The 12,978-nt window shown below is 71.8% G+C and carries 11 protein-coding genes; 4 read left to right on the top strand and 7 right to left on the bottom strand.

Features of this window, described 5'->3' with window-relative positions; all coding sequences use genetic code 11:
• The first annotated feature begins 40 nt into the window (after positions 1-40).
• A complete protein-coding gene (locus MED01_RS17055) occupies positions 41-1,048 on the top strand; it encodes a helix-turn-helix transcriptional regulator (protein ID WP_238669563.1) in 1,008 nt (335 codons plus the stop codon).
• Here MED01_RS17055 and MED01_RS17050 read toward each other — a convergent pair.
• Entirely contained in the window at positions 1,043-2,350 is a 1,308-nt protein-coding gene (locus MED01_RS17050) for an RICIN domain-containing protein (RefSeq protein ID WP_238669562.1), read from the bottom strand. The two genes, MED01_RS17055 and MED01_RS17050, sit on opposite strands and share 6 nt — an antisense overlap.
• Before the next feature lie 156 nt (positions 2,351-2,506).
• Here MED01_RS17050 and MED01_RS17045 point away from each other — a divergent pair, with 156 nt between their 5' ends.
• The gene (locus tag MED01_RS17045; RefSeq protein WP_238669561.1) at positions 2,507-3,694 is read left to right on the top strand and encodes a spore photoproduct lyase family protein; all 1,188 of its coding nucleotides are present in this window, start codon (positions 2,507-2,509) and stop codon (positions 3,692-3,694) included.
• A gap of 6 nt (positions 3,695-3,700) precedes the next feature.
• Here the strand turns inward: MED01_RS17045 and MED01_RS17040 are convergent, their stop codons facing one another.
• Complete coding sequence (locus MED01_RS17040; RefSeq protein ID WP_238669560.1) at positions 3,701-4,207, bottom strand: DinB family protein; 507 nt, start codon at positions 4,205-4,207, stop codon at positions 3,701-3,703.
• Positions 4,208-4,265: 58 nt separating this feature from the next.
• Entirely contained in the window at positions 4,266-5,114 is an 849-nt protein-coding gene (locus MED01_RS17035) for a M15 family metallopeptidase (RefSeq protein ID WP_238669559.1), read from the bottom strand.
• Between the two features lie 239 nt (positions 5,115-5,353).
• Here MED01_RS17035 and MED01_RS17030 point away from each other — a divergent pair, with 239 nt between their 5' ends.
• A complete protein-coding gene (locus MED01_RS17030; RefSeq protein ID WP_238669558.1) occupies positions 5,354-6,391 on the top strand; it encodes a LacI family DNA-binding transcriptional regulator in 1,038 nt (345 codons plus the stop codon).
• Positions 6,392-6,526: 135 nt separating this feature from the next.
• Here the strand turns inward: MED01_RS17030 and MED01_RS17025 are convergent, their stop codons facing one another.
• The 3 genes from MED01_RS17025 to MED01_RS17015 form a co-directional block, all read right to left on the bottom strand.
• On the bottom strand, positions 6,527-7,375 hold the full coding sequence (locus MED01_RS17025) for a peptidylprolyl isomerase (RefSeq protein ID WP_238669557.1): 849 nt from the start codon (positions 7,373-7,375) through the stop codon (positions 6,527-6,529).
• A 70-nt stretch (positions 7,376-7,445) separates the two neighbouring features.
• Positions 7,446-8,654: a D-alanyl-D-alanine carboxypeptidase family protein gene (locus MED01_RS17020; RefSeq protein WP_238669556.1), complete on the bottom strand. Its 1,209-nt coding sequence runs from the start codon at positions 8,652-8,654 to the stop codon at positions 7,446-7,448.
• 47 nt (positions 8,655-8,701) lie between these two features.
• A complete protein-coding gene (locus tag MED01_RS17015) occupies positions 8,702-9,430 on the bottom strand; it encodes a MerR family transcriptional regulator (RefSeq protein ID WP_238669555.1) in 729 nt (242 codons plus the stop codon).
• A gap of 166 nt (positions 9,431-9,596) precedes the next feature.
• Here MED01_RS17015 and MED01_RS17010 point away from each other — a divergent pair, with 166 nt between their 5' ends.
• Complete coding sequence (locus MED01_RS17010; protein WP_238669554.1) at positions 9,597-11,891, top strand: ATP-binding cassette domain-containing protein; 2,295 nt, start codon at positions 9,597-9,599, stop codon at positions 11,889-11,891.
• A gap of 293 nt (positions 11,892-12,184) precedes the next feature.
• On the opposite strand, the gene MED01_RS17005 is transcribed toward MED01_RS17010, so the two are convergent.
• Complete coding sequence (locus MED01_RS17005; protein ID WP_238669553.1) at positions 12,185-12,604, bottom strand: protein-tyrosine phosphatase family protein; 420 nt, start codon at positions 12,602-12,604, stop codon at positions 12,185-12,187.
• Positions 12,605-12,978 lie beyond the last annotated feature (374 nt).

Here is a 12,978-nt window from a genome sequence, read left to right as displayed (position 1 = left end):
CTCCCACACCCCGTCGGCGGTCGCTGGCAGACTTGCCGGGATGGTGGAGACCTCGGTGCGGCTGCTGCGGTTGCTGACTCTCCTGCAGGCGCGCCGGGACTGGTCCGGCGCTGAGCTGGCCGAACGGCTCGCGGTCACCACCCGCACGGTACGCACTGACGTGGAGCGGCTGCGGGTGCTGGGCTACCAGATCGAGTCGCACCCGGGGGTCGCCGGCGGCTACCGGCTCGGTGCCGGGTCGGCGCTGCCACCGCTGCTGCTCGACGACGACGAGGCCGTGGCGGTGGCCGTTGGGCTGCGGGCGGCGGCCGGTGGCTCGGTGACCGGCATCGAGGAGACCTCGCTGCGGGCGTTGGCAAAGCTGGAGCAGTCGTTGCCGTCACGGCTGCGGCACCGGGTGGACGCCCTGCGCTCGGCGACGGTCTCCGCCGCAGGCGGTGGCCCGACCGTTGACGCGGACACTCTGACCGCCGTCTCGACTGCCGCGCACCGTCGGGAGCGGCTACGGTTCGACTACGCCGGGCATGACGGCAGTGTCAGCGTGCGCGATGTCGAGCCGTACCGTCTGGTCTACACCGGGCGGCGGTGGTACCTGCTGGGGTGGGACACCGACCGGGCCGACTGGCGGACGTTCCGCGCCGACCGGATCCGACCCCGGGTGCCGACCGGCCCGCGCTTCGCGCTGCGGGAGCCGCCGGGTGGCGACGCTGTCGCGCACGTGCTGCGCGGCGTCGGCTCCACGGCCTGGCCACACCCCGCCCGGGTACGCCTGCACGCCTCGGCAGAGACGATGGCGCGACGGATTCCCACCACTGCGGGTCTGCTGGAGGCGATCGACGAGCGGGCCTGCCTGCTGCACACCGGCGGCGAGTCGCTGGGCAATCTGGCCGCCTTCCTCGGCACCCTGGCTGTCGACTTCGACGTGCTCGACCCGCCGGAGCTGCTCACCGTCGTCCGGGACGTCGCCGCCCGGTTCGCTCGCGCCGCCGCCCCCGCGCCGGGGCGAGTCGCTGTTCACCCCGGCGCGGACGTGGCAGTGGAGCTATGACTGCGGCACCAGCCGGAACGACTGCGCCGCGGTGCCGTTGCAGGTGTACTGGATGAGCTGGACGCTGTCCGCCGTGGACGCTCCCGGCACGTCGAGACACTTGCCGCTGGAGCGGTTGACCAGGCGGTAGTAGCCGCCGCCCTCGGGCTCGGCCCGCCACTGCTGGTTGTTGCCGCCGCTGTAGGACCAGAGCTGGATCGGCGCCGAGTCGGCCGTCGACCGGTCCTTCACGTCGAGCACCTGGGCGCTGTTGTTGCGGTTGTTGACCCGTAGGTACCCGCCGCTGGTCGGCACGAACTGGTACTGCTGGGCGGTGCTGCTGTTGCACGCGTACTGCTGGATCGCGGTGCCGTTCGCGCTGGCGGCGGCGCGGGCGTCCACGCACTTGCCACTGGCCCGGTTGACAGCCGTGTGCCAGGCGGTCGGCGAGATGCCGTCGGACGGCGGGGGCGTGGTCGGTGGGACGGTGCCGACGCCGGCGAGCCAGTGCAGCCCGTCGATCAGCAGCTGGTTCTGTTGGGCGCTGTCGAACGTCGACGACAACCCGGTGTTGGTGCTGTAGTTCATCGCGTTGTGGCCGAAGTTGGCGTAGAGCATCTTGTACTGCCGGTTGCTCCAGACGAGCGGGTAGTAGCCGCCGTACCAGGACTGGTTGGGATCCGTGCCGACCGGGAAGCTGGACGGGTCGACCGACGCGAGGATGTCGATGTTGGGGTTCTGCCGCAGGTCGTTGCTCCAGGAGTACCACTCGCTGATCGACGACGGGAACGTCGCCGGGAGGTTCCGGGTGGCGGCGTGGGTGCGGTTGTCGGCGCGCATCGTGACCCGGGTGGGTCCCCAGGTGTTCGTCTGGAACGCGCCGGTGCCGAGGAAGGTGTTGTAGTACCAGCTCCAGCTCGACGGGTTGTCGGTCCACGCGCTGACGTGGAAGCCCAACCACGCTCCGCCGTTCTGCATGTACTGCTGGAACGCGGCGCGTTGCCCGGTGGGCGGCGCGTCGTCAAGGAACATGACGACCTTGTACTGGGCCAGGTTGGCGGTGTTCAGCAGGCTCCAGTTGTTTGTGGCCTCCCAGGAGAAGCCGTACTGGGCGGCGGCCTGCGGGAACCAGGCCCGGGCGTCCTTGACGAAGTCGATGTGCGCGGCGTCCCAGGTGCCGTTGTAGAAGGCCAGGACCTTGAACGTCGGCGCGGCCTGCGCACTGCGCGAGGCGCTGACAGCGACACCCGCGGTCAAGGCGACGGCCAGGGCGACGAACAACGACAGGATCCTTCTGGTACGGGAGGAGAGTTCTGCGATCACCTGATCGTCCCTTCGGTGGGGACGCGCGCCGCCGCGTCGAGGTACATCTGTTCACAAGGTTTACAGATAGACGAAAGGTTATTCCTCTGACCTGATCGCGTCAATCGCCGATCGCCCGAACGGGTGGGATTCCCACGGCAACGGGTACCCCGCCGGATGACCAGCCCGGACGCCGTCGACGTCGACAAGCCGCTCGCCGTGGACGTGCCCGCCGCGCCGCACGACGCCAGCGGCGAACATGTGCCGATCCGCGACCTGGCCGGCCTCGCGCCGCCGACCCGGTCGGCGCGCCGCTGGACCCCGAGCCGGGTGGTGGCCACCCCCGCCGCGCTCGACCACCCGCACGGCCAACGGATCGTCGAACGGGTGCGGGCACTCGGCATCGAGGTGGAACACCTGCGCGCCAACCGGCTCACCGGGGTACGCGGGCAGACCGACCGGGAAACCTACGCGCGGGCCAAGTCGACAATGGCGATCGTGGTGAGCCCACCCTCGCGGCGTGTCCTGCAACCCATCGCGCCCAGCGCCGACTGGCGGGTCGACCTGGCCGAGGGCTGCCCGGCGCACTGTCAGTACTGCTACCTCGCCGGATCCCTGTCCGGCCCACCGGTGACCCGGGTGTACGCGGACCTCGACGACATCCTCGCCGGGTTGGCCGCGTACGCCGGGCGCGGCACGGTGACCAGCCGCAACGCGCGGCGCGCCGACGAGGGCACCACCTTCGAGGCGTCCTGCTACACCGACCCGCTCGCCCTGGAGCACCTGACCGGCAGTTGGCGGCGCGCGGTGCAGCACTTCGCCGACTGGGACGCCCCCGTGCAGTTGCGCTGGACCACCAAGTACGCCGACGTGGACACCTTCGTCGGCCTGCCGCACGCCGGCCGGACCCGGGTCCGCTTCAGCGTCAACTGCGCCCCGGTCAGCGAACGGTTCGAGGGCGGCACCGCGCGGGTGCCGGACCGGCTGGCCGCGCTGCGCCGGCTCGCCCTCGACGGCTACCCGGTCGGGCTGACCATCGCGCCGATCATCGCGCTGCCGGACTGGCGGGAGCACTACGGCGACCTGCTCGACCAGGTCCGCGCGGCGGTCGACGGGGTGCCCGATGTGGACCTGACCGCCGAGCTGATCACCCACCGGTTCACGCCGGGCAGCAAGGAGGTGCTGCTCGGCTGGTACCCGCGCACCCGGCTGGAGATGGACGAGGAGTCCCGCACCCGCAAGCACGGCAAGTTCGGCGCGGTGAAGTACGTCTACCCCCGCGAGCAGATGACCGAGCTGCGCGACTGGTTCACCACCGAACTGACCGCCCGCGTCCCGGCCTGCCGGATCCTCTACTGGACCTGACCCGGGCTAGACGCCGACGGCGCCGTCGATGCCCTCGCGGAGAAAATCGGCGTGGCCGTTGTGTCGGGCGTACTCGTGGATCAGGTGCAGCATCACCAGCCGCAGTGACACGGTCTCGCCGGAGCGGGCGTTGCGGCCGGTCACGTCGAGCGAGGCGGCGGCCCGCTCGATCCGGCGGGCGTGCGCGACCTCACGCTCCCAGGCGTCGAACGCCTCGGCCCGGGTGGCCGATCTGGCATCGTACGCCTGCTGGAAGTCGCCGGTCTCCGACCACACCAGCGGGATGTCCTCGCCGTCGATGACCCGCCGGAACCAGGCGCGCTCCACCTCGGCCATGTGTCGCACCAGGCCGAGCAGGGACAGGGTGGAGGGCGGCATCGACTGCCGGCGCAGGTCCCCGTCGGAGAGACCCTCGCACTTGAGGGCCAGCGTGGCGCGGTGGAAGTCGAGGAACGCGCGCAGCGTCTCCCGCTCGTCGCCGGTAACCGGGGGGCCGATCCGTTCGGTGGTCATTGAAACGATCATGCCGGATGGCCTCGGCGCCGGCCGGGCCGGGCCGCCGCGCCGCGGGTCAGCCGACCGAGGAGCGGTCGACCGGGGCGGCGAAGAACGTGTCCGGGTACGGCTCGTCGCGCAGGCTGTAGTGCCACCACTCGCGGTCGTAGTTGACGAACCCGGCGTCGGTCATCAGCCGCTGCAACAAGCGACGGTTGTCCCGCGCCGTCCCGGCGATGCGGGGGTCGGCCGTGTGCGCCCGGGGGTCGAAACAGTCGAAGCCCGTACCCATGTCGATGCTGTTGTCGGCGAACCGCTGGGCGCGCGGCGCGGTGCAGGCGACCAGCGGTTGCCCGACCCGGTACGGAGGTTGGCTGGCGGCGGGTTCGTCGACCAGTGTCAGGTCCAGGGTGCTGCCGCGGCTGTGCGCTGTGGGAGCGCCGATGTACCCGTCGGCGAAGAGCCGGTTCTTGGCCAGGTCGGGGTAGAACTCCGCCTTTGTCTGCTGCTCGTCGGGGCGCTTCGACCAGGCGACGAAGTCGTCCACCGCCGGTTGCGGGCGGTAGCAGTCGTACACCTTGAGGCTGTGCCCACCGGCCAGCGCGGCGTCCTGTACGCGGCGCAACGCCTCGGCCGCCTGCCGGGTGAGCAGGCACAGCGGCTCGCGGTAGCCGGTGATCGGCCGGCCGACGAAGTTGTGCGGTGTGGCGTATCGGATGTCGGCGTGGATGCGCGGGTCGAGGTCGGTCAGCACCACGAACCCCGGCAGCGGGGCTGCCACCGAGGCGGACGGGGTCGGCGCGGGTGGGGATGTGGGGCTCGCCGACGTCGGCTGTGGCCTGGCCGGCGCGGGGCGGGGCTCCGGCCGCGAGCAGCCGCCGAGCAGCGCGGCGAGCGCGAGCACGACGGCCAGGCGGTAGCGCACGAGTCCTGTCTATCAGCCCGACAACTGTCACCATCCCAGGATCCACGTGGTCCACCAACCGAAAGTAACCGGAAAAACTCCGGAACTTTTCCGCAACTCAAGCGAAGCTTCGATCGGCCTGGCATGTCGTCAACCCCCATCGGTGAGGCAAGATGACGCGTGGAACGGGCACGCCGTTTCGGGACACACGGTGGGCGACGCCTGGTGGTCGTTCCTCCGGCTCGGTGAAGGAGACGCGGGTGGGCGCGGACGACGGACGCAGGGTGACCATCACCGCGATCGCACGGGAGGCCGGGGTGTCGGTGCCGACCGTGTCACGGGTGCTCAACGGTCGCTCCGATGTGGCCCCGGACACCCGCGAGCGGGTCGAGGAGCTGTTGCGCCACCACGGCTACCGGCGTCGTACCAGCCGCAGCGTTCGCCGTGCCGGTCTCGTCGACCTGGTCTTCAACGACCTGGACAGCCCCTGGGCCGTGGAGATCATCCGGGGCGTGGAGGATGTCGGGCACGGCGCGGGCGTCGGCACTGTGGTCTCCGCGATCCACCGGCAGCCCACGGCGGCCCGGCAGTGGTTGCAGAACCTGCGCACCCGGGCCACCGACGGCGTCATCTTCGTGACCTCGCACCTGAGCCCGCCGCTGCACGCGCAGTTGCGTCGCCTCAACGTGCCGGTGGTGGTCGTGGACCCGGCCGGCGTGCCGGCCATGGACGTGCCGACCATCGGTGCCACCAACTGGGCCGGCGGGCTCGCCGCGACCGAACACCTCCTCGCGATCGGGCACCGGCGTATCGGTTTCGTGGCCGGGCCGACGCACCTGCTGTGCAGCAGGGCCCGGCTCGACGGTTACCGGGCCGGCCTGGAGGCCGCCGGGGTGCCGGTGGACGACGCGCTGATCTACCCGGGCGACTTCTACCACGCCTCCGGGTTCGCTGGCGGGACCGCGCTGCTCGACCTCGCCGACCCGCCGACCGGCATCTTCGCCTCCAGCGACCAGATGGCCTTCGGCGTCTACGAGGCCATCCGGCGTCGCGGGCTGCGGGTGCCGGACGACGTGAGCGTGGTCGGGTTCGACGACCTGCCGGAAGCCCGCTGGGCCTCACCGCCGCTGACCACAGTGCGCCAACCGTTGGTCGAGATGGGACGGTTGGCGGCCCGGACCGTGCTGCGCCTGGCCCAGGGCGAGGGCATCGACTCGCCCCGGGTGGAACTCGCGACCGAGATGGTCGTCCGGGACAGCACCGCCGCCCCGCTGACCGGGTCGCCCGCCTCGGCGTGACGGCCGGAACTGCGTCGGAAACCGGTTGGACCGGTTCCGGTCGGTTCCCGAAAATTCCGGCAGGGCCGTGCCCGACCGGAGGTCACCCGCGGCCGGCGCGGTGAGCGACCGACTGTCACCCACCGCGCCGCACGGTCAGTGGTGATGGTGCCAGCGGACGGCCTTGCGGATGGTCACCGGCAGGGCGGGCGCCCCGTCGACAGGCGCCGGGTCCTCGGCGGTCGGCGCCACTCCCCCGGCGGCGATCCGGTCCAGCGTGGCCAGGCCGGCACTGTCGACCTCACCGAAGATCGTGTAGTTGGGGCGCAGCGCGGAGTTGGCGTAGACCAGGAAGAACTGGCTGCCGTTGGTGTCCGGCCCGGCGTTGGCCATCGCGAGGACGCCACGGGCGTACACCCGGCGCTCCCCGGTCGGGTCGGTGGGCGCGGGCGGCAGGTTGGTCGGCAACTCGTCGCGGTACCGGTAGCCAGGGCCGCCCTCACCGGTGCCGGACGGGTCACCGCACTGCAGCACGCTCAGCGTCGGGTACCCGGTGAGCCGGTGGCACGGGGTGCGGTCGTAGAACCGCTTGCTCACCAGGTGCAGGAAGCTCTGCACCGTGCACGGCGCCGCGGCTCGATCCAGTGTCAACCCGATGGGCCCGTGGTTGGTCGCCAGTGTCACCCGGACGCTGCCCCGGGCCGGGGTGCGTCGCGGGTCGGGCGGCAGCGGAACCGGCCGGGCCGCGGGTTCGTCAGGGGTCTCGGTGTAGGCGCACGGGCCGTGGGTGGTGCGCGGCGGTCGGGTGGCGGCGTCGGCAGCGGCGCTCGGCGCGGCGGAGACGCGCACGCTGTCGGCCGACGGGCCCGGGGCGGCGAGCGCGGTGACGGACGAGCCGACGACCAGCGCCCCGGCGAGCACTGCCACCCCCGCGAGGCGGGTCAGGGCGCGCACCGGCCGGCGGGGTGCCGCCACTGCGGGGCGCGGTTCGAGTTCACTCGACACAGGGATCCTCCTGGACTGGTGGTGCCAGAAAGACCGGAGTCTATGGATGGCAGCGCCCGATGTCGATCCGTCAGGGCATCCGGCGGCGACGCCGCCACAGCAGGCCGCCCCACAACGCCACCACCGTCGCGCCGCTCACCGCGGTCACCGACCAGAGCCACTCCGAGCCGGTACGCGCGGGCCCGCTGGCCGCCGCCGGTCGGGGCGCGCCGGGTGCCGCCAGCGCGGACGGCACCGCCGACGGGGTGGCGGTCAGCTCGCCGGGCTCGACCAGTCGACCCACGGCGGCGTCCCGCGGCAGCGTGAAGCCCCAGTCCAGGAGGGCAGCGCCCTGCTCCCAGCCGCGCACCGGTGCCGATTCGGCGCCCAGCAGCGTCACCACGAGTCGCCGCCCGCCGCGTTCCGCCGCCCCCACGTAGGTGTGCCGGGCCAGGTCGGTGAAGCCGGTCTTGCCGCCGAGAGCCCCCGGGTACCGGTAGATGAGCTGGTTCTCGTTCTGGATCTCGAAGCCCTTGGTGCGTTGCGCCGGCTGGGGCGGAATCGACGTCTGCTCGGTCAGCGCGTACCGGCGGAAGGTCGGCTGGGCGAAGCAGGCCCGGGCGATCAGCGCCAGGTCGTACGCGCTGGTGAACTGCCCCTTGCCGTCCAGCCCGGACGGGGTGACAGCGTGCGTCTGGAGCGCGCCGAGGTGGTGCGCCTGCTCGTTCATGGCGCGCACGCCGGCGGCGCTGTCGGTCCCGCTGCCGAGTCGCGCGAGGGCGTTGGCGGCCTCGTTGCCGGAGTTGAGCAGCAACCCCAGCCAGATGGTCTCGATGGTGTACCGGCCGCCCGCGACCAGGCCCACGGCCGAGGAGCCGGGTTCGATGTTCATGTCATCGTCGGTGACGGTGACCGTCTGCTTCGGGTCGAGCTTGGGCAGCATCGTGGCCGCCAGCAGGAGCTTCTGCACGCTCGCCGGTGTGCCGTACTCGTGGGGGCCGCAGCCGCCGAGCACCTGGCCGCTGTCCAGGTCGGCGACAAGCCACGACGTGGCGGTGACCCCGGGTGGCGCGGCGACGCCGGCCGGCACGACCAGGCCGGCAGTGTCCAGCGCCGCGCCGCCGATCATCCGTTGCTCGGGGACGGCGGGCGGGGGCGAGGGCCGAGGTGGGCGCGACGTCGCCGGGGCCGGGACCCGGGGGCAGCGCACCGTCGGCGCGGCGGACGCTCCCGTCGCACCGACCGGCACCGGAGCGAGCAGGACGGCGGACGTCGTGGCCGCCAGCAGCGCAGCTCTCATGTGCCCGACCCTAGTCAGGAAGATCGCCCGGCGGGACGGGATGCCGGTCAACTCGCGTCGCCGCGAGCGCGCAGGTAGTCGTGCAGCGCGGCGGTGCCCCGCAGCCGGCGCAGGCTGCGGGTGTGCAGCTCCTGCTCGCGGCGGCCCAGCTCGGCGCGGACCCGCTGGGCGCTGCCGGTGGTCCGCAGCTCGCCCAGCACCGCAGCGATGATCTCGAACGGGTACGCGCCCCGGCGCAGCAACGCGATGACCTGCGCCGCACGTAGCTCCGCCTCGTCGTACACCCGGTAGTTGGTGCCCGGGGTGCGACGCGGCCGCAGCAGCTCGCGCTCCTCCCACAGCCGCAGCTGCGAGGTCCGGACCCCGACCAGGGCGGCGACCTCGCCGATGCGGGCGCCGTGGCGCGGCGCGGGCCGGGCTGCCGGTGGGCTGGCCAGCACGGTCTCGAAGGCGCCGAGCACCCTGCGGATCTCGGCGCGCTCCCGGTCCAGCTCGGCATGGCCGCCGTCGAGCGCCGCCAGGGCCGCCGGCAGGTCACCCCTGTGCACCGCAGCCATGACCTCCCGGGTACGGCTCCAGCCGTGCCCCTCGGCCAACCGCCGCGCGACGGTCAGCGCCCGGGCGTGCTCGGTGGTGAAGATCCGGTAGCCGCTCGCGGTGCGGCGCACCGGCGGCAGCACGCCCAACTCGACGTAGTTGCGCACCTGCTGCACCGAGATCCCGACGGTGGCCGCCAGGTCCACGGCGCGCAGCCGATCCTTCGAGGCGACGTCCACCCGAGCCACCGTACCGCTTACGACGTGATTTGAGACTTTCCCGGACCTAGTGCCGCAGCCTGCGCTTGACTCTCGGCGAAAGGCTCTACGAGGGGATGAATGAGACAATGGAACCCGCCAGTGCTCGGCGGGGCAAAGTCCCGCCACGATTCTGTGAAGGGTCCGTATGTCGCAGCCAGCATGGTCCGCCGCCGACAGCCACGACATGATCGAGGTACGCGGGGCACGGGAGAACAATCTCGCCGACGTCTCGGTCGACATCCCCAAACGCCGGTTGACCGTCTTCACAGGTGTCTCCGGGTCGGGCAAGTCGTCGCTGGTCTTCGGCACCATCGCCGCCGAGTCCCAGCGCATGATCAACGAGACCTACAGCGCGTTCCTCCAGTCGTTCATGCCGAACCTCAACCGGCCGGACGTCGACTCGCTGCGCAACCTCAGCGCGGCCATCGTCGTCGACCAGGAGCGGATGGGCGTCAACTCCCGCTCCACCGTCGGCACCGCCACCGACGCGTACGCCCTGCTGCGGATCCTCTACAGCCGGCTCGGCCAGCCGTCCATCGGCGGCGCCGGGGCGTTCAGCTTCAACCTGCCCGAGGGCATGTGCCCCACCTGCGAAGGGCTGGGCCGGGTCTCCGACCTCGACATCAACGAACTGGTCGACGTCGAGCGCTCCCTCAACGACGGCGCGATCACAGTGCCCAACTTCGCTGTCGACTCCTGGTACTGGCAGACCATCGTCGGCTCCGGCCTGTTCGACCCGGACGTCAAACTCCAGGACTTCACCCCCCAACAGTGGGAGGACTTCCTGCACAAACCCGCCACCAAGATCAAGGTTGGCGGCAACAACTGGACGTACGAAGGGCTGGCGGTCAAGGTCAAGCGGCTCCTCCTGTCCAAGGACCGCGAGTCGATGCAACAGCACATCCGCGCCTTCGTCGACCGGGCGGTCACCTTCACCAGCTGCGGCGACTGCGGCGGCACCCGACTCAACGCGCCGGCCCGGTCGTCACGGATCGCCGGACTCAACATCGCCGACTGCTCGTCCATGCAGATCAGCGACCTGGCCGCGTTCGTCAGCACCGTCGACGACCCCGGGGCCGCGCCACTCGTCGCCAACCTCCGCGACCTGCTGGACTCCCTGGTCGAGATCGGTCTGGGCTACCTCAGCCTGGACCGCGAGTCCGCGACCCTCTCCGGCGGCGAGGCGCAACGGGTGAAAATGGTCCGGCACCTCGGCTCCAGCCTCTCCGACGTCACCTACGTCTTCGACGAACCCACAGTCGGCCTGCACCCGCACGACATCGCCCGGATGAACGACCTGCTGCTGAGGCTGCGCGACAAGGGCAACACAGTCCTGGTCGTGGAACACAAACCGGAGACCATCGCCATCGCCGACCACGTGGTCGACCTCGGACCGGGCGCCGGCACCGACGGAGGCCGGATCTGCTTCACCGGCGACATCCCCGGCCTGCGCCGCTCCGACACGCTCACCGGGCGGCACCTGGACCACCGGGCGACAGTGCGCGAGGCGGTACGCCAACCCACCGGGCAGCTCGCCATCCGCCAAGCCGACCTGCACAACCTGCACGACGTGGACGTGGACATCCCGCTCGGGGTCCTCACCGTGGTCACCGGCGTGGCCGGCTCCGGCAAAAGTTCACTGATCCACGGGTCGCTGCGCGGCCGGTCCGGGGTCGTCATCGTCGACCAGTCCCCGATCCGTGGCTCACGACGCAGCAACCCGGCCACCTACAGCGGGCTGCTCGACCCGATCCGCACCGCCTTCGCCAAGGCCAACGGGGTCAAGGCCGCGCTGTTCAGCGCCAACTCCGAGGGCGCCTGCCCGACCTGCAAGGGAATCGGGCTCATCTACACCGACCTGGCGATGATGGCTGGCGTCGCGAGCGTCTGCGAACGATGCGAGGGGCGGCGCTTCACCGACGAAGTGCTCACGTACACGCTGCGCGGCAAGAACATTCACGAGGTGCTGACCATGTCGGTCACCGAGGCGTACGCGTTCTTCCCCAGCGGGGCGGCGCACCTCATCCTCGGCCGGTTGGTCGACGTCGGGCTGGGCTACCTCAGCCTCGGCCAGCCACTGACCACCCTGTCCGGCGGGGAGCGGCAACGACTCAAGCTCGCCATCCACCTGGCCGAGAAGACCACCACGTACGTCCTCGACGAACCGACCACAGGCCTGCACCTGGCCGACGTGGACCAACTGTTGGCCCTGCTCGACCGCATGGTCGACGCCGGAAACACCGTGATCGTCATCGAGCACCACCAGGCGGTCATGGCACACGCCGACTGGCTCATCGACCTCGGCCCCGGCGCCGGCCACGACGGTGGCCGGATCGTCTTCACCGGCACACCGGCCGAGCTGATCGCCACCGGCGACACCCTCACCGCCAAGCACCTCCGCGAGTACGTCAACGACCCGGCCGTGGTCGGCCAGAGCTGACACCGCCGCCCCGCTACCGGCCGGAGCACGGCGGCGACGGGTGCCGGCACCAGTGGCTGCGGTCCGGCGGTGCCAGCGGCGGCGGTCGGCTGACGCGGTGTCACGGGTGGCTGGCACGGCGGCGCTCCGGGCGCGGCGGGTTGAGCGGCGGGTCGAGCGGCGGCGGTTGAGCGGCGGCTGTGGAGCGGCGGCGGTTGAGCGGCGGCGGTTCGGTCGCGGCGGGTTGGGCGGCGGCGCTCCGGCCGCAGCGGTTGGGCGGCGGCGGTTGAGCGGGCGGCGATTCGGCGGCGGTGTCAGGTGACGCGGCGCAGCCAGCGCCGCTGCCAGGGGGTTTCCACCGCCTTCGGGTGGTAACCGGCCCGCACCCACGGCACCGCCCGCTCGACCGGCAGACCGTCGAGGATCGTCAGGGCGGCCAGGGCCGTTCCGGTACGACCCACCCCACCCCGACAGGCCACCTCGACGCGTTCCCCGTCGTGCGCGCGCCGCAGCGCCTCCCGCAGGGCGTCGAGGGCGTCGGCGCGGTCGAGCGGCACCCAGAAATCGGGCCACCGGATCCGCCGGTGCGGCCAGACTGGCTCCGGACCAGGTGCCAACAGCACGGCGAAGTCGGCGGGCGAGGACGCGGCAGCGACGCGGCGTCCGCGCACCGTCGCCCCACTGGGGAGTACGAGTACACCCGACTGCTCGGACCACGGCTGCGCGTCAGTCATCCGGACATTGTGCCGCGACGCTCCGACGGATGAGCACAGACAGCGCCGCCCCCGGCTGGTGGGCCGGGGGCGGCGCTGGTGTCGGTGTGCAGGTCGCCTCTCGGCGAGTGGCACGACGCGGCTCCAGCCGAACGGTATTCCGCGAAGGCGATATTAGGTGAGGCCCGGGGACACTGAGTCACACCGACACTGTCCACAACCAGCCCGCACCCCGCGTTGTTCCGCACTCCGCCGAACCGTCCCGCGTCACCTCGCTGCACCGCCGGTCGCCTCACGACCACGAACACTCGCCCTCGCACCGCGCTGCGGCCGCAACCCACGAGATCTTGGACAGTTTCCGTTCCGTCGGCGGGCGTTCCTGGTGTGTGCTGTAT

Origin of the sequence: Micromonospora alfalfae (assembly GCF_022230925.1) — a bacterium.
Taxonomy (GTDB): Bacteria; Actinomycetota; Actinomycetes; order Mycobacteriales; family Micromonosporaceae; genus Micromonospora; species Micromonospora alfalfae.
The sequence above is the reverse complement of the archived record's forward strand: the minus strand, read 5'-3'. Positions and strand labels throughout refer to the sequence as shown.